21 protein-coding genes are annotated in these 24,456 nt (G+C 61.1%); 12 read left to right on the forward strand and 9 right to left on the reverse strand.

Features of this window, described 5'->3' with window-relative positions:
• Positions 1 to 300: 300 nt before the first annotated feature.
• The 9 genes from hutU (at position 301) to hutG (ending at position 11,500) form a co-directional block, all read left to right on the forward strand.
• Positions 301 to 1,998 (forward strand): urocanate hydratase, encoded by a 1,698-nt coding sequence (hutU, locus tag GE543_RS15655; protein WP_236444582.1) that lies wholly within the window; start codon positions 301 to 303, stop codon positions 1,996 to 1,998.
• A gap of 113 nt (positions 1,999 to 2,111) precedes the next feature.
• A complete protein-coding gene (locus tag GE543_RS15660) occupies positions 2,112 to 3,080 on the forward strand; it encodes an ABC transporter substrate-binding protein (protein WP_153221825.1) in 969 nt (322 codons plus the stop codon).
• A gap of 73 nt (positions 3,081 to 3,153) precedes the next feature.
• Complete coding sequence (locus GE543_RS15665; RefSeq protein ID WP_003343849.1) at positions 3,154 to 4,005, forward strand: proline/glycine betaine ABC transporter permease; 852 nt, start codon at positions 3,154 to 3,156, stop codon at positions 4,003 to 4,005.
• Positions 4,002 to 4,832 (forward strand): glycine betaine/L-proline ABC transporter ATP-binding protein, encoded by an 831-nt coding sequence (locus GE543_RS15670; RefSeq protein WP_003343854.1) that lies wholly within the window; start codon positions 4,002 to 4,004, stop codon positions 4,830 to 4,832. The genes GE543_RS15665 and GE543_RS15670 overlap by 4 nt, the downstream gene beginning before the upstream one ends.
• A 12-nt stretch (positions 4,833 to 4,844) precedes the next feature.
• Positions 4,845 to 6,386, forward strand: a complete 1,542-nt coding sequence (gene hutH, locus GE543_RS15675) for a histidine ammonia-lyase (RefSeq protein ID WP_153221826.1) — start codon at positions 4,845 to 4,847, stop codon at positions 6,384 to 6,386.
• A gap of 54 nt (positions 6,387 to 6,440) precedes the next feature.
• A complete protein-coding gene (hutH, locus tag GE543_RS15680; RefSeq protein ID WP_371927177.1) occupies positions 6,441 to 7,988 on the forward strand; it encodes a histidine ammonia-lyase in 1,548 nt (515 codons plus the stop codon).
• 102 nt (positions 7,989 to 8,090) lie between these two features.
• Positions 8,091 to 9,467: an amino acid permease gene (locus GE543_RS15685; protein ID WP_153221827.1), complete on the forward strand. Its 1,377-nt coding sequence runs from the start codon at positions 8,091 to 8,093 to the stop codon at positions 9,465 to 9,467.
• Between the two features lie 15 nt (positions 9,468 to 9,482).
• Positions 9,483 to 10,688, forward strand: coding sequence for an imidazolonepropionase (gene hutI, locus GE543_RS15690; protein WP_153221828.1), 1,206 nt, complete (start codon positions 9,483 to 9,485; stop codon positions 10,686 to 10,688).
• 11 nt (positions 10,689 to 10,699) lie between these two features.
• Positions 10,700 to 11,500, forward strand: a complete 801-nt coding sequence (hutG, locus tag GE543_RS15695; RefSeq protein ID WP_371927178.1) for an N-formylglutamate deformylase — start codon at positions 10,700 to 10,702, stop codon at positions 11,498 to 11,500.
• A gap of 116 nt (positions 11,501 to 11,616) precedes the next feature.
• Here hutG and GE543_RS15700 read toward each other — a convergent pair whose 3' ends face one another.
• The gene (locus GE543_RS15700) at positions 11,617 to 13,875 is read right to left on the reverse strand and encodes a heavy metal translocating P-type ATPase (RefSeq protein WP_153221829.1); all 2,259 of its coding nucleotides are present in this window, start codon (positions 13,873 to 13,875) and stop codon (positions 11,617 to 11,619) included.
• Positions 13,876 to 13,962: 87 nt separating this feature from the next.
• Between GE543_RS15700 and cadR the strand changes: the two genes are divergently transcribed.
• Positions 13,963 to 14,409 (forward strand): Cd(II)/Pb(II)-responsive transcriptional regulator, encoded by a 447-nt coding sequence (gene cadR / locus GE543_RS15705; RefSeq protein ID WP_010434512.1) that lies wholly within the window; start codon positions 13,963 to 13,965, stop codon positions 14,407 to 14,409.
• Positions 14,410 to 14,430: 21 nt separating this feature from the next.
• Here cadR and GE543_RS27145 read toward each other — a convergent pair whose 3' ends face one another.
• The 6 genes from GE543_RS27145 to GE543_RS15735 form a co-directional block, all read right to left on the reverse strand.
• Complete coding sequence (locus GE543_RS27145; RefSeq protein WP_003420160.1) at positions 14,431 to 15,327, reverse strand: hypothetical protein; 897 nt, start codon at positions 15,325 to 15,327, stop codon at positions 14,431 to 14,433.
• Positions 15,328 to 15,330: 3 nt separating this feature from the next.
• Positions 15,331 to 15,528: a hypothetical protein gene (locus tag GE543_RS15715; protein WP_003343866.1), complete on the reverse strand. Its 198-nt coding sequence runs from the start codon at positions 15,526 to 15,528 to the stop codon at positions 15,331 to 15,333.
• Between the two features lie 76 nt (positions 15,529 to 15,604).
• Positions 15,605 to 16,576, reverse strand: coding sequence for a thymidylate synthase (locus GE543_RS15720; protein ID WP_153221830.1), 972 nt, complete (start codon positions 16,574 to 16,576; stop codon positions 15,605 to 15,607).
• A gap of 52 nt (positions 16,577 to 16,628) precedes the next feature.
• Positions 16,629 to 17,441, reverse strand: a complete 813-nt coding sequence (gene lgt / locus GE543_RS15725; protein WP_010434503.1) for a prolipoprotein diacylglyceryl transferase — start codon at positions 17,439 to 17,441, stop codon at positions 16,629 to 16,631.
• Positions 17,442 to 17,921: 480 nt separating this feature from the next.
• Positions 17,922 to 20,201, reverse strand: a complete 2,280-nt coding sequence (ptsP, locus tag GE543_RS15730) for a phosphoenolpyruvate--protein phosphotransferase (RefSeq protein WP_003420161.1) — start codon at positions 20,199 to 20,201, stop codon at positions 17,922 to 17,924.
• A 21-nt stretch (positions 20,202 to 20,222) separates the two neighbouring features.
• Entirely contained in the window at positions 20,223 to 20,702 is a 480-nt protein-coding gene (locus tag GE543_RS15735) for an RNA pyrophosphohydrolase (protein WP_002555745.1), read from the reverse strand.
• A 142-nt stretch (positions 20,703 to 20,844) separates the two neighbouring features.
• Here GE543_RS15735 and GE543_RS15740 point away from each other — a divergent pair, with 142 nt between their 5' ends.
• On the forward strand, positions 20,845 to 21,501 hold the full coding sequence (locus tag GE543_RS15740) for an HAD family phosphatase (protein ID WP_046270151.1): 657 nt from the start codon (positions 20,845 to 20,847) through the stop codon (positions 21,499 to 21,501).
• Positions 21,502 to 21,514: 13 nt separating this feature from the next.
• On the opposite strand, the gene GE543_RS15745 is transcribed toward GE543_RS15740, so the two are convergent.
• Positions 21,515 to 21,943: a DUF2269 family protein gene (locus GE543_RS15745; protein ID WP_153221832.1), complete on the reverse strand. Its 429-nt coding sequence runs from the start codon at positions 21,941 to 21,943 to the stop codon at positions 21,515 to 21,517.
• 163 nt (positions 21,944 to 22,106) lie between these two features.
• Complete coding sequence (gene ilvA / locus GE543_RS15750) at positions 22,107 to 23,621, reverse strand: threonine ammonia-lyase, biosynthetic (protein ID WP_004415491.1); 1,515 nt, start codon at positions 23,619 to 23,621, stop codon at positions 22,107 to 22,109.
• Positions 23,622 to 23,781: 160 nt separating this feature from the next.
• On the opposite strand from ilvA, the gene rpiA reads away from it, so the two are divergent.
• Positions 23,782 to 24,453 (forward strand): ribose-5-phosphate isomerase RpiA, encoded by a 672-nt coding sequence (gene rpiA, locus GE543_RS15755; RefSeq protein ID WP_003343875.1) that lies wholly within the window; start codon positions 23,782 to 23,784, stop codon positions 24,451 to 24,453.
• The last annotated feature ends 3 nt before the right edge of the window (positions 24,454 to 24,456 follow it).

Raw genomic sequence — 24,456 nt, forward strand, 5'->3', positions numbered from 1 at the left:
TGTTACCTGCCGCCCCAAAACTGCGCAAAAAGTCATTCAGGTAACAGAACAGCGCTCCTCTCAGGCCAATGCGTGCGCGCTGACCAAAACCGTAAGACCCCGCAAATAAAGCCCTGCAGGCAAGTTAGATGGGTAAAAAACAGCAGCAGCGCAAAGTTGGTCTTTTGATTGCATATGCTTGTATGTACAAGTAGAGACAGGCTAAACACTCTGTTTTCTACCCAACTGAATCAGCCTGCTTCGCCAGGCGCTGTTCGCCCTTCATCGGGGTGGTTCGAATTGATCGCCGAGGATTTTTTTGTGACCGAGAATAATCAAGACCTGAAGCAGGACTGGACCCGCCATCGTGAAGGCGTCGTACGGGCTGCACGCGGCACTCAACTGACCGCCAAGAGCTGGCTGACCGAAGCGCCGCTGCGCATGTTGATGAACAACCTCGACCCGGAAGTCGCCGAAAACCCCAATGAGCTGGTGGTTTACGGTGGCATCGGTCGCGCCGCGCGCAACTGGGAGTGCTACGACAAGATCGTCGAAAGCCTCACCCAGCTCAACGATGATGAAACCTTGCTGGTGCAGTCCGGCAAGCCGGTCGGCGTATTCAAGACCCACAGCAATGCCCCGCGCGTGCTGATCGCCAACTCCAACCTGGTGCCGCACTGGGCCAGTTGGGAGCACTTCAACGAACTGGATGCCAAGGGCCTGGCCATGTATGGCCAGATGACCGCCGGCAGCTGGATCTACATAGGCAGCCAGGGCATCGTGCAAGGCACTTACGAAACCTTCGTCGAAGCCGGTCGCCAGCACTATGACGGCAACCTCAAGGGTCGCTGGGTGCTGACCGCGGGCCTGGGCGGCATGGGTGGCGCGCAGCCGCTGGCCGCAACATTGGCCGGGGCCTGCTCGCTGAACATCGAATGTCAGCAGAGCCGCATCGATTTCCGCATCAAGACCCGCTACGTCGACGAACAGGCCGCTGATCTCGATGACGCACTGGCGCGTATCGCCAAATACACGGCCGAAGGCAAAGCCATTTCCATCGCCCTGTGTGGCAACGCAGCGGACATCCTGCCGGAAATGGTCCGTCGCGGTGTGCGCCCGGACATGGTCACCGACCAGACCAGCGCCCACGACCCGCTCAATGGCTACCTGCCCAAGGGCTGGACCTGGGACGAGTACCGTGCCCGTTCGGTGAGCGAGCCGGCCAGTGTGGTCAAGGCCGCCAAGCAGTCGATGGCCGAGCACGTTGAAGCCATGCTCGCCTTCCAGCAAGCCGGCATTCCGACCTTTGACTATGGCAACAATATTCGCCAGATGGCCAAGGAAGTCGGCGTCACCAATGCCTTCGATTTCCCGGGCTTCGTCCCCGCCTACATCCGTCCGCTGTTCTGCCGTGGCATCGGGCCGTTCCGCTGGGCCGCGCTGTCAGGTGACCCGCAGGACATCTACAAGACCGACGCCAAGGTCAAAGAACTGATTCCGGATGACGAGCACCTGCACAACTGGCTGGACATGGCCCGCGAGCGCATCAGCTTCCAGGGCCTGCCGGCGCGTATCTGCTGGGTCGGCCTGGGTCAACGCGCCAAACTGGGCCTGGCCTTCAACGAAATGGTCCGCAGTGGCGAGTTGTCAGCACCGGTGGTGATCGGTCGTGATCACCTGGACTCCGGCTCCGTCGCCAGCCCCAACCGCGAAACCGAATCTATGCGCGATGGCTCCGACGCCGTCTCCGACTGGCCGCTGCTCAATGCCCTGCTCAATACCGCCAGCGGTGCGACCTGGGTCTCGCTGCACCACGGTGGCGGCGTGGGCATGGGCTTTTCGCAGCATTCCGGCATGGTGATCGTCTGCGACGGCACCGATGAGGCAGCCGAGCGTATCGCCCGCGTATTGCACAACGACCCGGCTACCGGGGTGATGCGCCATGCCGATGCCGGCTACGGCATCGCTATCGATTGTGCCAGAGAGCAGGGCTTGAACCTGCCAATGATCGGACGTTGAAAACGTTGTCGGTCATCAGGCCGACACACGTCGGGGACGGGCATGAGCATGCCCACGGGCCGGATGCCTACTTCAAGCTGCCGTCATCCATTTCAGGCTTAGGAGCATCGACAATGAATATGAAAAAGGCCCTGTTGACCACACTGGTATCCGCTGGCCTGCTCGCCAGCGCAGGCGCAAGTCAGGCGGCCGGCTGGTGCGAATCAGGCAAGCCGGTGAAATTCGCCGGTCTTAACTGGGAAAGCGCGATGCTGCTGACCGACATTCTGCAGGTGGTTCTGAACAAGGGGTACGGCTGCACCGTTGACGCCCTGCCCGGCAATTCCATCGCCATGGAAAACGCCCTGGGCACCAACGACATCCAGATCTTTGCCGAAGAATGGGTCGGTCGCAGCGAGGTCTGGAACAAGGCCGCCGCTGCCGGCAAGGTGATCGGTGTCGGCGCGCCGATCGTCGGCGCAGTGGAAGGCTGGTACGTGCCCCGCTATGTGATCGAAGGCGATGCCAAACGCAAGCTGGAGGCAAAGGCACCCAACCTGAAATCCATCAGCGATCTGGCCCAGTATTCAGCCGTGTTCAAGGACCAGGAAGAGCCCGGCAAAGGCCGCTTCTACAACTGCCCGGCCGGCTGGACCTGTGAGCTGGAAAACAGCGAAATGCTCAAGAGCTACGGCCTGGAAAGCAAATACACCAACTTCCGCCCAGGCACCGGCCCGGCGCTGGATGCGGCGATTCTGTCCAGCTACAAACGTGGCGAGCCGATCCTGACCTACTATTGGTCACCCACGCCGCTCATGGGTCAGGTAGACCTGGTGCGTCTGGAAGAGAAAGCCGGGGTCAACAAGACGATCGATATCAAGGTCGGCGTGTCCAAAGTGTTCCACGATGAGGCCCCTGAACTGGTCGCCATCCTGGAAAAGGTCAACCTGCCGATCGACCTGCTCAACCAGAACCTGGGGCGCATGGCCAAAGAACGCATCGAATCGCCGAAGCTGGCGAAGATTTTCCTGAAAGAGCACCCCGAAGTCTGGCACAAATGGGTCAGCGAAGACGCCGCGAAGAAGGTGGACGCTTCGTTGTAAACGACCGGGCTGTCGGACTGTACCGTTCGACAGCCCGGTCGTTGACCCGACACACCTCATTTGAGAGCCGCTTATGTTTCCTGAAAGCTTCACTTTCTCGATCGCCAACTGGGTCAACGATGGCGTCGACTCACTGGTCACGCAGTACGGCGATGTGTTCCGGCACATCTCCGACACCCTGCTATGGGCCATCGTCAACCTCGAAGGCCTGCTGCGCATGGCGCCGTGGTGGCTGATGCTGATGATCGTCGGCGGCATTGCCTGGCACGCGACACGCAAGATCGTCACGACGCTGGTCATCGTCGGCCTGCTGTTTCTGGTCGGCGCGGTCGGGTTGTGGGACAAGCTGATGCAGACCCTGGCGCTGATGCTGGTCGCCACGATCATCGCGGTGCTGATCGGCATTCCGCTGGGCATTCTTTCGGCACGCAGCAATCGTCTGCGCTCGGTGCTGATGCCGCTGCTCGATATCATGCAGACCATGCCCAGCTTCGTGTACCTGATCCCGGTGCTGATGCTGTTCGGTCTGGGCAAGGTGCCGGCGATCTTCGCCACGGTGATTTACGCCGCGCCGCCGCTGATTCGTCTGACCGATCTGGGCATTCGCCAGGTGGATGGTGAAGTGATGGAAGCCATCAACGCGTTCGGCGCCAATCGCTGGCAGCAATTGTTCGGTGTGCAACTGCCTCTGGCGATGCCGAGCATCATGGCCGGGATCAACCAGACCACCATGATGGCGCTGTCGATGGTGGTGATTGCCTCGATGATCGGTGCACGCGGGCTTGGTGAGGACGTTCTGGTGGGCATTCAGACCCTCAACGTCGGGCGCGGGCTGGAAGCGGGCCTGGCCATTGTCATTCTGGCGGTCGTCATCGACCGTATCACGCAGGCCTATGGCCGCCCACGGCATGAGGCGCACAAATGAGCAGCGTGGAACCGAACAAAATCGTCGTCAAAAACGTATTCAAGATCTTCGGCAACCGCTCGAAAGAAGCGCTGGAGTTGATCAGACAAAACCAGAGCAAGGACCAGGTGCTGGCCCAGACCGGCTGTGTGGTCGGGGTCAACGACCTGTCGCTGTCGATCGGCAGCGGCGAAATCTTCGTCATCATGGGCCTGTCCGGCTCGGGAAAATCGACGCTGGTGCGTCACTTCAACCGGCTCATCGACCCCACCAGCGGCGAGATTCTGGTCGATGGCGAAGACATCCTGCGTTACGACATGGAGGCCTTGCGCCAATTCCGCCGGCACAAGATCAGCATGGTGTTCCAGAGCTTCGGCCTGCTGCCGCACAAGACCGTGCTGGCCAACGTGGCCTACGGCCTGACCGTACGTGGCGAGAGCAAGGCGCTGTGTCAGGAACGCGCGCAGCACTGGATCACCACCGTAGGCCTCAAGGGCTATGAAAACAAATACCCGCACCAGCTTTCCGGCGGCATGCGTCAGCGTGTAGGTCTGGCCCGCGCACTGGCGGCCGACACCGACATCATTCTGATGGACGAAGCATTCAGCGCCCTCGACCCGTTGATCCGCGCCGAGATGCAGGACCAGTTGCTGGAGCTGCAAGCCAGCCTGCACAAGACCATCGTGTTCATTACCCACGATCTGGACGAAGCCGTGCGCATCGGCAATCGCATCGCGATCCTCAAGGACGGGCGATTGATTCAGGTCGGTACGCCGAAAGAAATCCTTCATTCGCCCGCCGACGATTACGTGGATCGTTTCGTTCAGCGCCGCGTAGCCACCCTTTAAGGACCGTTGCAGATGTCGCGAGCAGAACAGATCGTCATCGGTGAAGCACCTGCGGGCTGGCAGGACGTGGTCGCCGTGGCCCGACATGGCGCAAAACTGGCCTTGTCGGACGCCGCTTGGGCACGGATCGACAACGCTCAGGCCATCGTGCAGCGCATCGTCGTCAGTGGCGAGCGTGCCTATGGCGTGAACACCGGGCTCGGCGCGCTGTGCAATGTGTCACTGCAAGGCGACCAGCTCAGTCGTCTGTCGCGCAATACCCTGCTCAGCCATGCCTGCGGCGTCGGTGCGCCACTGGCCGACGAGCAGACCCGCGCAATCATCTGTGCCGCGATTCTCAACTACAGCCAGGGCAAGTCCGGCATTCACCGGCAAGTGGTCGAAGCGCTGCTGGCCCTGCTCAACCGGGGCATCACGCCGCAAGTACCGGCGCAGGGCTCGGTGGGTTACCTGACGCACATGGCGCATGTCGGTGTTGCGTTGCTGGGCATCGGCCAGGTCAGCTATCGCGGGCAGGTCGTCCCGGCCGAGCAGGCCCTGAATGAAGAAGGTCTGGCTCCGGTCATACTCGGCGCCAAGGACGGATTGTGCCTGGTCAACGGCACACCGTGCATGACCGGCCTGAGCTGTCTGGCCATTGCCGATGCCGAGCGCCTGAGCCAATGGGCCGACGTGATCGGCGCGATGAGCTTCGAAGCCCTGCGCGGCCAGCTGGACGCGTTCGATGCAAGCATCCTCGCCCTCAAGCCGCATCCGGGCATGCAGCAGGTGGGCAAGAACCTGCGCACGTTGCTGGCCGGCAGCGAAGTGCTCGCCAGCAGCGAAGGCATTCGTACCCAGGATGCGCTGAGTATCCGTTCGATTCCCCAGGTGCATGGCGCCACGCGCGACCAACTGGCTCACGCCACTCGCCAAGTCGAGATCGAGCTCAATTCAGTCACCGATAATCCGCTGCTGCTCGGCACGCCCGAGGCTTTCCGGGTGGTGTCCCAGGCCAATCCACACGGCCAGTCGGTGGCCATGGCGGCAGACCTGCTGTGCATGGCGATGGCCGAGCTGGGCTCGATCGCCGAACGACGCCTGGACCGCCTGATCAACCCGATGGTCAGCGGCCTGCCGGCGTTTCTGGTCACCCAGCCGGGGGTCAACTCGGGAATGATGATCGTCCAGTACGTCGCCGCTTCGCTGTGCGCAGAAAACCGCCAGATGGCGCAACCGGCCGTGGTCGACAACTACGTGACTTCCGGTCTGCAGGAGGATCACCTGAGCCTGGGCACCAGCGCTGCGCTCAAGCTGCACAAGGTGCTGGGCAATACCACGCAGATTCTGGCCATCGAGTATTTGCTCGCGGCCCAGGCATTCGAATTTCTCAAGACACAGGGTTTTGGCGTGGGCACCGGTGCCGCGTGGCGACTGCTGCGCGAGCGCATCCCGGCGTACGACGAAGACCGCTGGCTGGCTCCGGACATCGCCAGCAGCGCGGCCCTGATCAAAGACGAAGCGTCGCTGGAAAGGGTTTTCCAGCACTGCCGTAACAACGCGGCAGGCCTATAAAAACAGCGTATGGCCACAAGCCGTCGCTGACATTCATCAAGGAGTAGCAGCATCGTGACCACCTTATCTGCCAAGACGCTGAACCTGATCCCCGGCCAACTGACCCTGGCGCAACTGCGCGATATTTATCTGCAGCCGGTCAGCCTGACGCTGGACAGCAGCGCTGACCAGCAGATCGACGACAGCGTCGCCTGTGTCGAGCGCATTCTGGCCGAGAACCGCACCGCCTACGGCATCAACACCGGCTTCGGCCTGCTGGCTTCGACGCGGATTGCCAGCGAAGACCTGGAAAACCTGCAGCGTTCGCTGGTGCTGTCGCATGCGGCCGGTGTCGGTCAGCCAATCAGCGATGAGCTGGTGCGTCTGATCATGGTGCTCAAGGTCAACAGCCTGAGCCGCGGCTTCTCGGGCATTCGGCGCGTGGTCATCGACGCTCTGATTGCGCTGATCAATGCCCAGGTCTATCCGCATATTCCGCTCAAGGGCTCGGTCGGCGCTTCCGGTGACCTGGCACCGCTGGCGCACATGTCGCTGGTGCTGCTGGGCGAAGGCAAGGCGCGCTACAAGGGCGAATGGCTGAACGGCGTCGACGCGCTGGCGGCTGCCGGGCTGCAACCGCTGACCCTGGCGGCCAAGGAAGGGCTGGCACTGCTCAACGGCACGCAAGTGTCTAGCGCATACGCATTGCGCGGCCTGTTCGAAGGCGAAGACCTGTTCGCGGCAGCCCTGACCTGCGGCTCGCTGACGGTTGAAGCGGTGCTCGGCTCGCGCTCGCCCTTCGACGCGCGCATTCATGCCGCACGCGGGCAGCGCGGGCAGATCGACGCGGCGGCCTGCTACCGCGACCTGCTGGGCGAAAGCAGCGGCGTGTCCGAGTCGCACCGCAACTGCGACAAGGTTCAGGACCCCTACTCGTTGCGCTGCCAGCCACAGGTCATGGGCGCATGCCTGACCCAACTGCGTCAGGCCGCCGAGGTGCTGGAAATCGAAGCCAACGCGGTGTCCGACAACCCGCTGGTATTCGCCGCCGAGAACGACGTCATATCCGGTGGCAATTTTCACGCCGAGCCGGTCGCCATGGCGGCGGACAACCTCGCGCTGGCCATCGCCGAGATCGGCTCGCTCAGCGAACGGCGCATTTCGCTGATGATGGACAAGCACATGTCGCAGCTGCCGCCCTTCCTGGTGGCCAACGGCGGCGTCAATTCCGGGTTCATGATCGCGCAGGTGACCGCCGCCGCACTGGCCAGTGAAAACAAGGCATTGGCCCATCCGCACAGTGTCGACAGCCTGCCGACCTCGGCCAATCAGGAAGACCATGTGTCGATGGCCCCGGCCGCCGGCAAGCGCTTATGGGAAATGGCAGAAAACGTTCGCGGGATTCTTGCCGTAGAATGGTTGGCTGCCTGCCAGGGTCTGGACTTGCGTTTGGGTCTGAAAACCTCTCCGAAGCTGGAGCAAGCCCGCAGCCTGTTGCGCAGCAAGGTCCCGTTCTATGAAAAGGACCGCTTTTTTGCACCGGACATCGAAGCTGCCAGTCAGCTGTTGTCCTCCACTTGCCTGAACCCGTTGGTTCCTGCACGTCTGCTACCCAGTCTGTGATGCACCGCGAGCCTGGCAGGGCTCGCTTTGGTCATCGCTGCGGGAGGCCGGATGCAGGCGTTCTCGCGGCTTTTGCCATACCTGTAATGAAATGGACCTGAAATGACGTCACAAGATGGTTTGAAACGCGGGTTATCCGCCCGCCACATCCGCTTCATGGCCCTGGGCTCTGCCATCGGTACAGGGTTGTTCTACGGCTCGGCCTCGGCGATTCAACAGGCCGGGCCTGCCGTACTGCTGGCTTACCTGATCGGCGGCGCGGCGGTGTACATGGTGATGCGCGCGCTCGGCGAAATGGCGGTCCACGACCCGGTGTCCGGTTCGTTCAGCCATTACGCCACGCGCTATATGGGCCCGCTGGCCGGCTTCGTGCTCGGCTGGACCTACGCGTTCGAGATGATCATCGTCTGCCTGGCCGACGTGACCGCATTCGGCATCTACATGGGCTTCTGGTTTCCGGAAGTACCCCGCTGGATCTGGGTGCTGGGCATCGTCTTTCTGATCGGCGCGCTCAACCTGTGCAACGTGAAAGTCTTTGGTGAAACCGAGTTCTGGCTGTCGATCCTCAAGGTCAGCGCCATCGTGGCGATGATCGTCGCAGGCTTCGGCATCATGATCTTCGGTATCGGCAGCTCGGCCAGCGGCAGCGAAATCGGCATCAGCAACCTGTGGGCACATGGCGGCTTCATGCCCAACGGCGTCACCGGTCTGATCGCCTCGTTCGCGGTGGTGATGTTTGCCTTCGGCGGCATCGAAATCATCGGCATTACCGCAGGCGAAGCGAAGGACCCGCAACGCAGCCTGCCGCAGGCGATCAATGCCGTGCCGCTGCGCATTCTGCTGTTCTATGTGCTGACGCTGTTTGTGCTGATGTGTATCTACCCGTGGCCGCAGATCGGCACGCAGGGCAGTCCGTTCGTGCAGATTTTCGACAACCTGGGTATCGCTTCGGCGGCGACCATCCTCAACATCGTGGTGATCTCGGCGGCCGTGTCGGCGATCAACAGCGACATCTTCGGCGCAGGCCGCATGATGTATGGCCTGGCCCGTGAAGGTCAGGCGCCCGCCAGTTTCGCCCGCGTGTCGCGCCATGGCGTGCCGTGGATGACCGTGCTGGTCATGGGCATCGCGCTGCTGGGCGGCGTGCTGCTCAACTACCTGATCCCCAAGGACGTGTTCCTGCTGATCGCTTCGCTGGCCACCTTCGCCACCGTGTGGGTCTGGCTGATGATTCTGCTGACGCAGGTCGCCATGCGCCGCTCGATGAACCGCGAGGAAGCGGCACAGCTGAAATTCGCCGTGCCGTTCTGGCCTTACGGGCCTGCGGCCGCCATCACCTTCATGCTGTTCATCTTCGGCGTGCTGGGCTACTTCCCGGACAACCGTGCAGCCTTGATCGTCGGCGCAATCTGGATCGTGCTGCTGCTCATCGCCTACGCTGTGTGGGTCAAGCCCAAGGCGCTCAACAACACTCATTGATCAACGAGGCCTGGAATGAAAACGCTCTGGAAAAACTGTCACATCGCAAGCATGGCGCACGGCAAATACTCGATCATCGAGGATGCCGCCATCGTGACCTCCGGAGCGCTCATCGAGTGGATCGGGCCTCAGGCCGAGCTGGCCGAGCCGGAACATGACAACTGCATCGATCTGAACGGTGCATGGGTCACGCCCGGCCTGATCGATTGTCACACCCATACGGTGTTCGGCGGCAACCGCAGCGGCGAGTTCGAGCAGCGCCTGCAAGGTATGAGCTACGCCGAGATCGCCGCAGCCGGCGGCGGTATTGCCAGCACGGTGCGTGCGACGCGCGCCGCCAGTGAGGATGAGCTGTACGCCAGTGCCGAGCGCCGTCTGCGGCATCTGCTGAAAGACGGCGTCACGACCGTCGAGATGAAGTCGGGCTACGGGCTGGACCTGGAAAACGAGCGCAAGATCCTGCGAGTGATTCGTCGTCTGGGCAACACCCAGCCAGTCACCGTGCGCGCCACCTGCCTGGCCGCCCACGCGCTGCCACCGGAATACGCCGATCGCGCCGACGATTACATCAACCACATCTGCAACGACATCCTCCCGGCGCTGGCAGCCGAAGGGCTGGTCGATGCGGTGGATGCTTTCTGTGAATACCTGGCGTTTTCGCCTGCGCAGGTCGAGCAGGTGTTCATCACCGCAGGGCAACTGGCGCTGCCGGTCAAACTGCATGCCGAGCAGCTGTCGTCATTGGGCGGATCGAGCCTGGCCGCGCGCTACAAGGCGCTGTCGGCGGATCATCTGGAGTTCATGACCGAAGACGACGCCATCGCCATGGCCGCTGCCGGAACCGTCGCGGTGCTGCTGCCGGGCGCGTTTTACTTCCTGCGCGAAACACAACTGCCGCCGATGGACGCGCTGCGCAAGCACGGCGTACCGATTGCGATTGCCACCGACCTCAACCCTGGCACGTCGCCGGGCCTGTCATTGCGCCTGATGCTCAACATGGCCTGCACGCTGTTTCGCATGACGCCCGAAGAAGCACTGGCGGGGGTGACGCTCAATGCCGCCAGGGCGCTGGGCATGAGCGCGACCCACGGCTCGCTGGAGGTCGGCAAGGTCGCGGATTTCGTCGCCTGGAACATCGAACGACCGGCTGATCTGGCCTACTGGCTGGGCGGCGATCTGGACAAACGCATCGTGCGCCACGGCGTCGAATCATCGATCTGAAGGAGAGCCCTGTGGATAACGTTCTGACATTCAAGCGTGGCCGCATCCCGCTGCTGATCAGCATGCCGCATGCCGGTCTGAAACTGACCCCGGTGGTCGAAGCCGCGCTGGTGGACGAAGCCTTGAGCCTGCCGGACACCGACTGGCACATTCCACGTCTGTATGACTTCGCCGCCGAATTGGGCGCCAGCACCCTGGCCGCCGAATACTCGCGCTTTGTCATCGACCTCAATCGACCCTCTGACGATAAGCCGATGTACGTCGGCGCAACCACCGGGCTGTTTCCGTCGATCCTGTTCGACGGCGTGCCACTGTTCAAGGACGGCCATACACCCAGCGCCGAGGAACGGGCGCGGTACCTGCAACAGATCTGGACACCCTACCACCAGACGCTGGAGCAGGAACTGCAGCGTATGCGGGACGAGTTCGGTTATGCGCTGCTGTTCGACGCCCACTCGATTCGAGGGCACATTCCGCACCTGTTCGACGGCCGCCTGCCGGACTTCAACCTGGGCACCTTCAATGGCGCGAGCTGCGACCCGGAGCTGGCCAGCCGGATGGAGCAGGTCTGCGCAGCGGCCAAGGACTACAGCCATGTGTTGAACGGGCGCTTCAAAGGCGGCCACATCACCCGCCACTACGGCGACCCGGCCAACAACATCCATGCCGTACAGCTGGAGCTGGCGCAAAGCACCTACATGGACGAATTCGTGCCCTTCCACTACCGCCCGGACTTGGCAGAACCGACCCGCGCCGTGCTCAAGCCACTGCTGGAAACCTTCATTGCCTGGGGACAAGAGCGCTTCGGCTGACAACGTCGGACGCAGAGCGTGGAGCGATAGCCGGTGGCCACGATTATCGTTCCCATGCTCCGCGTGGGAATGCCGTTCCGGACGCTCCGCGTCCGCCCTTCAAGGTTCCCGCCTGATCACTTCTTGAGCAAGCGCAAGCCGTTGAACACCACCAGCAAGCTCACGCCCATGTCGGCAAACACCGCCATCCACATGGTCGCCAGGCCCGCGAAGGTGATACCGATGAACAGCACCTTGGTCACGATAGCCAACACGATATTCTGTTTCAGCACCGCCGAGGTCCGGCGTGAAAGCGCAATGAACGTTGGTATCTTGCGCAGATCGTCGTCCATCAGGGCGACATCTGCCGTCTCGATAGCGGTATCGGTGCCTGCAGCGGCCATCGCGAAACCGATCTCCGCACGGGCCAGCGCAGGGGCATCATTGATACCGTCGCCCACCATGCCTACCCGGTGATTGCGGCTGTAAAGCGCCTCGATCGCACTGAGCTTGTCGGCAGGCAGCAGATTGCCCTGCGCTTCATCGATGCCAACCTGATCGGCAATCGCCTTGGCCGTGTGCGGGTTATCACCGGTCAGCATGACTGTCTTGATGCCCAACTCGTGCAACTGGGCGATGGCTTCACGGCTGGTCTCCTTCACCGTATCGGCGACGGCAAACAGCGCAATCGGACCCGAGGCATCGAGCAACAGCACCACGGTCTTGCCCTGCATTTCCAGCGCATCGAGCCTGGCTTCCAGCTCCGGCGAACACAGGCCCAGTTCTTCCACCAGACGATGGTTGCCCAAGTGATACATCTGGCCGTTGATCTTGCCTTTCACACCGCGGCCACCCAACGCCTCGAACGCACTGACTTCATGCAGCGTCAGGCTGCCATCGGCGGCCTTGGCAATCGCTTGGGAAACCGGGTGATCCGAACGACCGGCTAGACTCGCGGCAATCCCCTGCGCGCTATCGGAAACAGCAGGGTTCAACGGCACATAATCAGTCTGCACCGGCTTGCCGTGAGTCAGCGTGCCGGTTTTATCCAGCGCCAGATAATCGAGCTTTTCGCCCATTTCCAGATAAACGCCACCCTTGATCAAAATACCCTTGCGCGCCGCCGCTGCCAGACCGCTGACGATGGTTACCGGCGTGGAAATCACCAGCGCACATGGGCAGGCCACCACCAGCAGCACCAGCGCCCGGTAGATCCAGTCATACCATTCGCCACCGAAGAACAGCGGCGCGACCAACGCCAATGCCAACGCAACGACGAACACCACTGGTGTATAGATACGGGAAAAGCTGTCGACAAAGCGCTGGGTCGGCGCACGCGAACCCTGCGCCGCTTCCACCGCATGAATGATGCGCGCCAGCGTCGAGTTGTTCGCAGCGGCGGTGACGCGGTACTCCAGCGAACCGGCCTGGTTGATGGTGCCCGCGAAAACCTTGTCGCCAACAGTCTTCTCCACCGGCAGGCTTTCACCGGTGATCGATGCCTGGTCAATCGTCGAGCTCCCGGACACCACTTCACCATCAAGCCCGACACGCTCGCCGGGCTTGATCCGGACGATAGCCTCCAGTTCGACGTTTTTGGCTTCGACTTCCTGCCAACTGCCATCCGCCTGCTTGACGGTGGCAAGCTCAGGCGTCAGTTGCATCAGGCCACTAATGGCATTGCGCGCACGGTCCAACGACTTGGCTTCGATCAACTCGGCAATGGTAAACAGGAACATCACCATCGCCGCTTCCGGCCACTGACCGATCAGAATGGCGCCGGTCACCGCGATGCTCATCAGCGCATTGATGTTCAGGTTGAAGTTCTTGAGTGCGATCCAGCCTTTCTTGTAGGTCGTCAGCCCGCAACTGAAGATCGACACCAGTGCCAACAAGGCAACCACCCAGGTCGGGCCGAGCGATGCAAAATGGACCACCTCTGCGCCCAGCGCCGCAACGCCGGACAACGCCAGCGGCCACCAGTGTTTCTTCACCACCGGCGCCGATTCGGCAGACGCTGCACCTTCCTCGACCGGCTCGGCCTGCATGCCCAACGAGCTGATAGCCTCACGAATCGGGTCGGTGGACGGCAGGTCATGCCAGACGCCCAACATGCGGTTGATCAGGTTGAATTCCAGCTTCTGCACACCGGCCAGCTTGCCCAGCTTGTTCTGGATCAGCGTCTGCTCGGTGGGGCAATCCATCGCTTCGATACGAAAGCTGCTCAGACGACCGCCCGCTGCAGGCGCGTCGCCAAAGGTCACTACAGCAGGCTGTGCATCGCTGGAGCAGCACGAATGCGCATGCTCCACGGGCTTTTGCTCGTGTGCGTGCTCGCCGTGATCATGGTCATGATCGTGGTCATGTGCGGGGGAATTCTTGATCGTCGTGCCCATTCGTTGTGGCTCCAGGATTCTGCTTGTTGCCAAGTGAACACCCTGTAGCCACTATAGGGTCAAGCACTCAAACGAGATGAGTCGAAAATGAAAATCGGCGAACTGGCAAAACTGACCGACACCCAGGTCGAAACCATCCGCTATTACGAACGCGAAGGCCTGCTGCCCGCCCCTGCCCGCAGTGACGGCAATTACCGGCTGTATACCCAGGCGCACATGGAGCGCCTGTCGTTCATCCGCAATTGCCGCAGCCTGGACATGACCCTCGAAGAAATCCGCAACCTGCTCAACCTGCGCGACAGCCCGCAGGACCAGTGCGAAAACGTCAACGCCCTGATCGACGAACACATCGAACACGTCAACGCCCGCGTCGCAAGCCTGCAAGCGCTCCAGGAACAACTGCTCGACCTGCGCCGCCGCTGCAGCGATGGCACGACAGAACATTGCGCGATACTGGAAAGGCTGGAAGTGACGGGGGCTGTGGCAGCGCCAGAGGGCGAGCCTTCACATGTGGGGAGGAGTCATGGGCATTGAGACGGGTTTGAGACCTCTGGTTCAGCGCTGCGCGGCCTGCACCACCGCCACAAGCTCAGTGATCGCCTTGACGAGCTGATCCTTGGCAGCTTTCTCTTTCGCTGTCTCTTCACCCGCCCGCTCAGAATCAACGCGTTTGAACGCTTCGCGTACCTCCTCGCTGAAGATGCTGATCGAGACGATATTTTCCTGCCGAAAACCAATAGGCCTGAGCGGTGTATCACTTGGGTAATCGGTCGTGTACACCACTTTCAGGGTGTCCTTGTCCCGATAGCCACTGACGGTCGGGATAAGCAAAATTTCCTGATTCACACCCGTCACTTCGGTAGGGGCTCCGACGTCCATGATGTAACCGACGTAGACCTTTCGATCCGCCATCGTGATCATCACTTCTTCCTTGTCGACAAATGCATCGAAAAGCGTCGAGCAGATAGGGCTGTGATCTACAGACTGACCCAGCAGATAGACCGCAATTTCTTCTTTTTTACCCGCGCCCAGTTGCCACTTGAGAATCCTGACAGTAAGAAAAGCTCCGAGGCTTGGCATCGCCAAGGTCAGTAAACCCGACAGGGCAAGGAACACGCCCACCTGGCTAAAATTCCTGCCAGTGATGTCGAAGTCCTGCCCCATTTGACCTAAAGCGCCCATGAAATCGGTGTTCACGGCAAAACAGACTGGCGAGGTCGCGTCCGTCGTTTGGGCCCATTTTGGGCAAAACACACCCCAATCATGCGAGAACAGGCCTGCAAGGGCTGCGGTTACAAACATGGCCGCTAAAAAACAGTAGATACCATACCGCCCCACCAGCAAGTAAAGCATCTGGCCTTCATAGCGATGCAGCCTGCAATAAACGGTGGGATCCTTCAGGCACACCAAAAAACCGCTGACGAGTAGTGGCAGCAGAAGTAAAAAAGCCATTTATCAGGATTCGGCTTGCGGAGTGACCAGTTTTTTAGCCTTATCGCGGGAGGAGCGAACCAAACCTTCGATTTCTTTGGCGTCCATGGACATGCGACCACCCCTTACCACAAGAGTGTCGATGCTCTTGATTGCCTGCATGAGGGCCGCGTCTTCAGCCTTCTTCGTATCACTACGATGTCCAATCCGATTGAAAAACATAGTCGATTCCATTGAACAGGGTCAGGGGACTTACGCCAAAACTATAGCACAACGCTCAATTCGCTCTCGTACGGACTCAAACCGCCATCGGCGCCGTCATTGCCGGGTGGTGCTGGTAGCCTTCCAGGGTGAAGTCCGAAGGCTCGATCAGTTCCAGCCACTCAGGCTGGTACACACCGGTCTTGGCGAATTCCGGCACACGGTCGGAGATCACCAGTTTCGGCATCGGGTACGGCTCGCGGGTCATCTGTTCGTTGAGCATGTCCAGGTGGTTTTCGTACACGTGGGCATCGCCGATGAAGTAGGTGAACCAGCGCGGCGTGTAGCCGGTCAGGCGGCCGATTAGGCTGAGCAGCGCGGCGCCTTCGGTCAGGTTGAACGGCGTACCGAGGCCCAGGTCGTTGGAGCGGATGTACAGCGTCAGCGAGATTTCGCGGGTCTGCGGGTTCGGGTGCAGCTGGTACAGCAGGTGGCACGGCGGCAGGGCCATTTCATCGAGCTGTGCGCAGTTCCAGCCGTGGAACAGGATCCGCCGGCTGCCCGGGTCGTTGATGATGGTGTCGACGCACTGGCGAATCTGGTCGATGGCCTTGTACAGGACCACGAAAGACTGGCCGTCTTCTTCGGACTCGGCAATCTGACGATACCCCTGGCCCAGCGCCAGTTCGATGGCCGCGACATTGCCGGCATCGATACGCTTGTAGGCTGGCCACTTGCGCCATTGCACGCCATAGATTTCGCCCAGATCGTCCTCGCCCTTGCGGAACGGGTTGTTCAGCCACTGAGCGTTTTCGTTGGCGTTCTGATCCCAGACCTTGCAGCCCAGTTCGCGGAATTCGGCGGCGCTGTTTACGCCACGCAGGAAGCCGACCATCTCTCCGATGGCCGATTTGAAGGCCATGCGCCGCGTGGTGATCGCCGGAAAACCTTCCTGCAAGTCATAACGCAGCATCGCACCCGGAAAGCTGATGGTGTTCACGCCGGTACGGTTGGCTTGCAAGGTCCCGTGCTTGATCACATGAGCGACCAGTTCCAGATATTGCTTCATAAATCACCTGCATTGTTGAACGCGCCGGGCGTCGTCACCCGGCGTTTCGGTGTTAAGCCGCTGCCTTGCTGGCAGACGGATCGCGCTTGTAGGCCAGCCAGATCAGGAACAGGCCGGCGATGATCATCGGCAGGCTGAGGATCTGACCCATGGTCACCCAGCCCCACGCCAGGTAACCCAACTGGGCGTCAGGGACGCGGACGAACTCGACCACAAAGCGGAAGATCCCGTAGAACAGCGCGAACATGCCGGAAACGGCCATGGTCGGACGCGGCTTGCGGGCGTACAGATTGAGAATGATGAACAGCGCAACGCCTTCCAGCGCGAACTGGTACAGCTGCGAAGGATGACGCGCCAGTTGTGCAGGGTCGCTAAACGGCGGGAAGACCATGGCCCACGGCACATCGGTCGGCTTGCCCCACAACTCGGCATTGATGAAGTTGCCGATACGCCCGGCACCCAGGCCGATCGGCACCAGCGGGGCGACGAAGTCCATCAGTTGGAAGAAGCTTTTGCCGTTGCGCTTGCCAAACCACCAGGCCGCGATCATCACGCCGACAAAGCCGCCGTGGAACGCCATACCGCCCTTCCAGACCTCGAAGATCAGCAGCGGGTTGGCGATGTAGGCCGACAGGTCATAGAACAGCACGTAGCCCAGCCGCCCACCGACAATCACGCCCATGGCCAGCCAGAAAATCAGGTCGGAGAGTTTTTCCTTGGTCCAGGTCGGGTCGAACTTGTTCAGGCGACGCGACGCGAGCAGCCAGGCGCCGCCGATACCGACCAGGTACATCAACCCGTACCAGTGAATTTGCAGCGGGCCGATAGCGACGGCTACCGGGTCAATCTGCGGGTAAGGCAGCATTGCGACTCCTCAATTGGAACGCCCTTGCGAGCGACTGAATCAGGCGCGCATGTTACCGGAGCCCGGCAGGATGCTCTAGCGGCGACCGATGGAAGCCGCCTGAACGAAGTGAAAAAAGATGTGCCTGGTGTGTCCAGCCGTAAGGCCTGGGTATGGTTATCGTTCCCACGCTCCGCGTGGTAGCGCCGTTCTGGACGCTCTGCGTCCGGTCTTGAAACAGGCGTGTGTGTAAGCTTGCTCACGAAGAGGTAGGTGCAGCAGCTGAATATTTACTAAGCAGTCAGTCTGCCTTCGCGAGCAAGCTCGCTCCCACGGGGGGGGCAATGTGTACTCCCTGTGGGAGTGAGCTTGCTCACGAAGGCAATAGCCCAAACGGCCCATTTCCCGGAGTCTGTACCGGCCTCTTCGCGAACAAGTTCGCTCCTACAGGGGCAATGTGCACTCCCTGTGGGAGTGAGCTCACGAAAGCATTAGTAGCGCTTAGTGCCCTTTGACCGAGCTAGGGTTGATCATCCGCGACAAGCCGAGGTTTTTCAGTGCCAGTTGCAGGGAGCTGCTGATGACCTGCGGGTTGTCGTTGGTCATCAGTTGCGCAAGCAGTTCCTTGGCCTTGCTGAGGTTGATCTGGCGCAGCATCCATTTCACTTTCGGCAGGTTGGTGGCGTTCATCGACAGGCTGTCGAAGCCCATCGCCATCAACAACACCGCTGCTGCCGGGTCACCCGCCATTTCGCCGCAGATGCTCACCGGCTTGCCTTCGGCGTGGGCATCACGCACCACGCTTTGCAGCGCCTGAAGCACTGCCGGGTGCAGGTAATCATAAAGATCGGCCACACGCGGGTTGTTGCGGTCGACCGCGAGCAGGTATTGAGTCAGGTCGTTGGAGCCGACCGAGAGGAAGTCCACCTGACGCGCCAAGTCGCGGGTCTGGTAGACCGCCGCCGGCACTTCGATCATCACGCCCACCGGCGGCATCGGTACGTCAGTGCCTTCGTCGCGCACCTCGCCCCAGGCGCGGTGGATCAGGTGCAGCGCTTCTTCCACTTCGTGGGTGCTGGAGATCATCGGCAACAGAATGCGCAGGTTATTCAGGCCCTCGCTGGCCTTGAGCATGGCGCGGGTCTGGACCAGGAAGATTTCCGGGTGGTCGAGGGTGACGCGAATACCGCGCCAGCCGAGGAACGGGTTGTCTTCCTTGATCGGGAAGTAGGACAGCGACTTGTCGCCACCGATGTCCAGGCTGCGCATGGTCACCGGCAGTGGATGGAAGGCAGCCAGTTGCTCGCGGTAGATCGCCAGCTGCTCCTTTTCACTCGGGAAGCGCTGGTTGATCATGAACGGCACTTCGGTGCGGTACAGGCCCACCCCTTCGGCGCCACGCTGTTGCGCCCGCGCCACGTCGGCCAGCAGGCCGGTGTTGACCCACAGCGGCATGCGATGCCCGTCGAGGGTGACGCAAGGCAGTTCACGCAGGGCATCCAGGCCTTGGGAGAGCTGACGCTCCTCCTCCACCACCTTGCCAAACTGCTTGCGCATGATTTCGCTGGGGTTGGTGAAGACTTCGCCGTGATAGCCGTCGACCACCAGATCGATGCCATCGACCTTGGAGTAAGGGAAGTCCACCAGGCCCATGACCGTGGGAATGCCCATGGCCCGCGCCAGAATCGCAACGTGGGAGTTGCCGGAACCCTGAACCGACACCAGGCCGACCAGTTTGCCTTCCGGCACCTCGCCGAGCATCGCCGGGGTCAGCTCTTCACTCACCAGAATCGTGTTGTCGGGATAGACCAGCGCCTGTTGCCGTGCTTCCTGGAGATAGGCCAGCAGGCGGCGGCCCAGGTCCTTGACGTCCGACGCCCGCTCGCGCAGGTAGGCATCGTCCATCAGTTCGAAACGTTTGACGTGCTCGCTGACCACCGAGCGCAAGGCACCCTGCGCCCATTGGCCGGTCTTGATGACGTCGGTCACTTCGCTGCCCAGCGAGGCGTCGTCGAGCATCATCAGGTAGACATCGAACAGCGCCCGCTCTTCGGGGCGCAACTGGGTGGCCAGCTTGGCTGACAGGGTGCGCATGTCACCGCGTACGCCTTCCAGCGCGTTCTGGAACAATGCCAGTTCGGCGGCGATGTCAGTGACGGTCTTGTCGGGGACCACTTCCAGATCGGCAGGCGGCAGCATGACCACAGCGACACCGACCGCAGCACCCGGCGAACCGGCCACACCCACGAACTTGGCTTCCTGAATGCCTTTGCCCTGGCGACCCAGACCGCGGATCGAGCCGGTCGCTTCGGCATGCGCGATAACGCCCGCCAGTTGCGCGCTCATGGTGACCAGGAAGGCTTCTTCGCCCTCGTCGAACTGACGGCGCTCCTTTTGCTGGATGACCAGTACGCCGACCACGCGCCGATGATGGATGATCGGCGCGCCCAGGAACGAGGCGTAGCGTTCTTCACCGGTTTCGGCGAAATAGCGATAACGAGGGTGATCTGCGGCGTTTTCGAGATTCAGCGGTTCTTCGCGCGTACCGACCAGACCGACCAGGCCTTCATTCGGTGCCATGCTGACTTTGCCGATGGAGCGCTTGTTGAGGCCTTCGGAAGCCATCAGGACAAAGCGGTTGACCTCGGCATCGAGCAGGTAGACCGAGCAGACCTGGCTGCCCATGGCCTCCTTGACGCGCAACACAATAATGCCCAACGCCGCCTTGAGATCCTTGGCGGAGTTAACTTCCTGGACGATCTTGCGCAGCGTATTGAGCATGGCTCGGGGTCGAACTCCGTGTCAGTCGCGCGATAAGAGGCGCGGGGCAAGCTCTTTGAGTGCGCGTCGATACACCTCGCGCTTGAATGTCACCACCTGGCCTAACGGATACCAATAACTGACCCAGCGCCAGCCATCGAACTCCGGTTTACCGGTCAAATCCATCCGCACCCGCTGCTCGTTGGAGATCAGGCGCAGGAGAAACCATTTTTGCTTCTGGCCGATACACAGCGGCTGGCTGTGGGTACGGACCAGTCTTTGCGGCAGACGATAGCGCAACCAGCCCCGAGTGCAGGCAAGTATTTGCACATCATGTCGTTCCAGACCGACTTCTTCATTCAATTCGCGATAAAGCGCGTCTTCCGGCGTCTCCTGCGGGTTGATACCCCCTTGAGGAAACTGCCAGGCATCCTGGTTAATACGCCGAGCCCATAGGACCTGACCAGCATCGTTTGTCAGAATAATCCCGACATTAGGACGGAAACCATCGGGGTCGATCACGGCAACAACCTCGCAAACGCATGTCGCCGCATTGTTCCACAAAGGCGATCAAACCAGCAACGAGGCTTATCACCTTATGTGAAGACTTGTGAAAACCTCGTATTCTGGGGCTCTTTTTTCAACTATTTCAGCGAGTAACCCTATGCGCCTGGCTTTATTCGACCTCGACAACACCCTTCTGGGCGGCGACAGCGATCACGCCTGGGGCGATTACCTGTGCCGGCGCGGGATCCTTGATGCCGCGACCTACAAGACCCGCAACGACGAGTTCTATCAGGATTACCTGGCCGGCACGCTGAACATGACCGACTACCTGAATTTTACTCTGGAGATTCTGGGCAACACTGACATGGCGCAGCTCGATCAATGGCATCGCGAGTTCATGCGCGATTGCATCGAACCGATCATGCTGCCCAAGGCGCTGGAATTGATCGCCAAACACCGCGAGGCCGGCGACAAGCTGGTGGTGATCACCGCCACCAACCGCTTTGTGACCGCACCTATCGTGGCGCAACTGGGGATCGATACCCTGCTGGCGACCGAATGCGAGATGGCTGACGGCCGCTATACTGGCCGCACCACAGGTGTGCCCTGCTTCCGTGAAGGCAAGGTGACACGCCTCAATCAGTGGCTGGAAGACAACGCGTTCAGCCTCGAGGACAGCTATTTCTACAGTGACTCGATGAACGACCTGCCTCTGCTGGAGCAGGTGGCCAATCCGGTTGCGGTCGATCCGGACGATAAATTACGTGCCGAAGCCGAGCGACGCGGCTGGCCGGTGATTACCCTGCGTCACTGAGTGCTGGCAATACTCAGGCCGTTTTGAAGCCTGTCAGACCGGCCATCACCACGAAGCACACGACGCTGATCACCATCAGCGCCAGGGTAAAGCCGCGCTTGCCGCCTTTGGCACCGAGACGCAACCGATTGAGCCTGGCCACCAGCCAGACCCAACTGCACAGCCCCAGGGTGTAAAGCACGCTGCTGCCCAGCACCCAGGTCTGGCCCAGTGACAGGCCTTTCAAATGCACCAGCCACCAGCCACTGAACGGCAGCGTCGCCAGACAAACGGCCATCAACACCCAGAAAAACAGCAACGGCCGCTTGAGCAGACGATTCTGCACAGTCGTGTCGCCTTCAAGACGCACCTTGACCACCCCGCTGGCCAGCACCAGCGCGCTGATCAGCAACAACGCGATGGCGACGATGTGCAGGGTATTGAGGGTGGTGATGGGTTCCATGACGCGGTGTTCCTCTGGAATCGGGCTTGGGTGAGTTTAGCAGTGTGGACACAAGAGTCGTGCCTTAAGCGCTATCGCGCCCATGCTCCGGTGGGTATGCCGGTCTGGACGCTCCGCGTCCTCTTGTGACGCGGAGCGTGAGGAACGAGAGATATCCACGGCCTCAGCCCAGAAACAACCGGTACGCCGGGTTCTCGCTTTCGTCCCAATACCGGTAACCAATCTCATCCAGCGCAGCGCCGACCAGATGCCGCTCATCCTCCGGCACTACCAATCCAGCAACCACGCGGCCATCGGCTGCGCCGTGGTTGCGGTAGTGGAACATCGAGATGGTCCAGCGACCGCCCAGGCGATTGAGGAAGTTGAACAGTGCGCCCGGTCGTTCCGGGAACTCGAAACGCAGCACCACTTCATCATTGACCCGTTCGGCATGCCCGCCAACCATGTGACGGATGTGCAGTTTGGCCAGTTCGTTGTCGGTCAGGTCCAGCACCGGGAAACCCTGTCCGGTCAGGCTGGCGATCAGGGCGCTGCGTGGGTCGTTCTCGGGATGGGTCTGCACGCCGACGAAGATGTGCGCCTCGCGATCGGTGTGGTAGCGGTAGTTGAATTCGGTGATCTGCCGCTTGCCGATAGCCTCGCAGAATGCCTTGAAGCTGCCCGGCTGCTCGGGGATGGTCACGGCAATGATCGCCTCGCGACCTTCGCCCAACTCTGCACGCTCGGCCACGTGACGCAAACGGTCGAAGTTGACGTTGGCCCCTGAATCGATCGCCACCAGCGTCTGGCCGCTGACGCCGCGCTGCTCGACATACTTCTTGATCCCGGCCACGCCCAGCGCGCCGGACGGCTCGGTGATCGAGCGAGTATCGTCGTAAATATCCTTGATCGCCGCGCAGATTTCGTCGGTGCTGACGGTGATCACTTCATCGACATAGTGGCGGCATACTTCGAAGGTGTGATGGCCGATCTGCGCCACCGCCACGCCATCGGCAAACAGCCCGACCTGGCTCAGCACCACGCGTTCCCCGGCGGCCATCGCCGCCTGCAGGCAGTTGGAGTCGTCCGGCTCTACGCCGATGATCTTGATCTCCGGGCGCAGGTATTTCACATACGCCGCGATGCCGGCAATCAGACCGCCACCCCCGACCGGGACAAAGATCGCATCCAGCTGGCCCGGTTGCTGACGAAGAATCTCCATCGCCACGGTACCTTGCCCGGCGATGGTGTCAGGGTCGTCATATGGATGGATGTAGACGAAGCCCTGTTCGTCGACCAGCTTCAGCGAGTAAGCCAGCGCTTCCGGGAAGGAATCGCCGTGCAGCACCACGGTGGCACCCCGCGAGCGCACGCCCTCGACCTTGATCTCCGGCGTGGTGCGCGGCATGACGATGGTCGCCTTGATCCCCAGTTCACGCGCCGCCAGCGCCAGGCCCTGGGCATGATTACCCGCCGATGCCGTCACCACGCCCCGTGCAGTCTGCTCTGCGGGCAATTGCGCGAGCTTGTTGTACGCGCCACGAATCTTGAACGAGAACACCGGCTGCAGATCTTCGCGCTTGAGCAGCACCTGATTGCCCAGCCGTTCGGACAGCTGGCGAGCGCCTTGCAGCGGCGTTTCGATGGCAACGTCGTAGACGCGGGAGGTGAGGATTTTCTTGACGTACTGTTCAAGCATCGGGGTGGCATCACTGACGAAGCGGGCAAGGTCGGGAAGTCTACTCTGCGCACCGAAAGACGACCATACGAATGACAGGGCTTTGCGGCGCAGTCGCCGCTATAATGCGGGCCTTTTTGCATCCCCCTCTTCTACCTACATCAGGCACCGTGGAGCCCGCATGACCCAGGATCAACTCAAACAGGCAGTCGCTCAGGCAGCTGTCGACTTCATTCTTCCGAAGCTCGATGACAAAAGCATTGTGGGCGTCGGCACCGGCTCCACGGCCAACTGCTTCATCGACGCGCTGGCCAAGCACAAGGCCGCGTTTGACGGCGCTGTCGCCAGTTCGCAAGCCACTGCGGCGCGCCTCAAGGCGCACGGCATTCCGGTCTATGAGCTGAACACGGTCAGCGATCTGGAGTTCTATGTCGACGGTGCCGACGAAAGCGACGAGCATCTGAACCTGATCAAGGGCGGCGGCGCGGCACTGACTCGCGAGAAAATCGTCGCGGCGGTGGCCAAGACCTTCATCTGCATCGCCGACGGCAGCAAGCTGGTACCGGTGCTGGGCGCGTTCCCGCTGCCGGTCGAAGTCATTCCGATGGCCCGCAGCCACGTTGCGCGGCAACTGGTGAAACTGGGCGGCGACCCGGTCTATCGCGAAGGTGTTCTGACCGACAACGGCAATATCATCATTGATGTGCACAACATGAGCATCACCAACCCGGTGGAGCTGGAAGCGCAGATCAACGCCATCGTCGGCGTGGTCACCAATGGCCTGTTCGCCGCCCGTCCGGCCGATCTGTTGCTGCTGGGCACCACCGAAGGCGTGAAAACCCTGACGCGCTGATAA

Origin of the sequence: Pseudomonas sp. SZ57 (assembly GCF_009495975.1) — a bacterium.
In the GTDB taxonomy this organism is placed as follows: Bacteria; Pseudomonadota; Gammaproteobacteria; order Pseudomonadales; family Pseudomonadaceae; genus Aquipseudomonas; species Aquipseudomonas syringae.

Excerpts from the sequence above, each read along its gene's own strand:
- GE543_RS15660 (WP_153221825.1), top strand. The coding sequence starts at position 2,112 with ATGAATATGAAAAAGGCCCTGTTGACCACACTGGTATCCGCTGGCCTG.
- GE543_RS15665 (WP_003343849.1), top strand. The coding sequence starts at position 3,154 with ATGTTTCCTGAAAGCTTCACTTTCTCGATCGCCAACTGGGTCAACGAT.
- GE543_RS15670 (WP_003343854.1), top strand. The coding sequence starts at position 4,002 with ATGAGCAGCGTGGAACCGAACAAAATCGTCGTCAAAAACGTATTCAAG.
- hutH (WP_153221826.1), top strand. The coding sequence starts at position 4,845 with ATGTCGCGAGCAGAACAGATCGTCATCGGTGAAGCACCTGCGGGCTGG.
- GE543_RS15685 (WP_153221827.1), top strand. The coding sequence starts at position 8,091 with ATGACGTCACAAGATGGTTTGAAACGCGGGTTATCCGCCCGCCACATC.
- hutI (WP_153221828.1), top strand. The coding sequence starts at position 9,483 with ATGAAAACGCTCTGGAAAAACTGTCACATCGCAAGCATGGCGCACGGC.
- GE543_RS15700 (WP_153221829.1), bottom strand. The coding sequence starts at position 13,875 with ATGGGCACGACGATCAAGAATTCCCCCGCACATGACCACGATCATGAC.
- cadR (WP_010434512.1), top strand. The coding sequence starts at position 13,963 with ATGAAAATCGGCGAACTGGCAAAACTGACCGACACCCAGGTCGAAACC.
- GE543_RS27145 (WP_003420160.1), bottom strand. The coding sequence starts at position 15,327 with ATGGCTTTTTTACTTCTGCTGCCACTACTCGTCAGCGGTTTTTTGGTG.
- GE543_RS15715 (WP_003343866.1), bottom strand. The coding sequence starts at position 15,528 with ATGTTTTTCAATCGGATTGGACATCGTAGTGATACGAAGAAGGCTGAA.
- GE543_RS15720 (WP_153221830.1), bottom strand. The coding sequence starts at position 16,576 with ATGAAGCAATATCTGGAACTGGTCGCTCATGTGATCAAGCACGGGACC.
- lgt (WP_010434503.1), bottom strand. The coding sequence starts at position 17,441 with ATGCTGCCTTACCCGCAGATTGACCCGGTAGCCGTCGCTATCGGCCCG.
- ptsP (WP_003420161.1), bottom strand. The coding sequence starts at position 20,201 with ATGCTCAATACGCTGCGCAAGATCGTCCAGGAAGTTAACTCCGCCAAG.
- GE543_RS15740 (WP_046270151.1), top strand. The coding sequence starts at position 20,845 with ATGCGCCTGGCTTTATTCGACCTCGACAACACCCTTCTGGGCGGCGAC.
- GE543_RS15745 (WP_153221832.1), bottom strand. The coding sequence starts at position 21,943 with ATGGAACCCATCACCACCCTCAATACCCTGCACATCGTCGCCATCGCG.
- ilvA (WP_004415491.1), bottom strand. The coding sequence starts at position 23,621 with ATGCTTGAACAGTACGTCAAGAAAATCCTCACCTCCCGCGTCTACGAC.
- rpiA (WP_003343875.1), top strand. The coding sequence starts at position 23,782 with ATGACCCAGGATCAACTCAAACAGGCAGTCGCTCAGGCAGCTGTCGAC.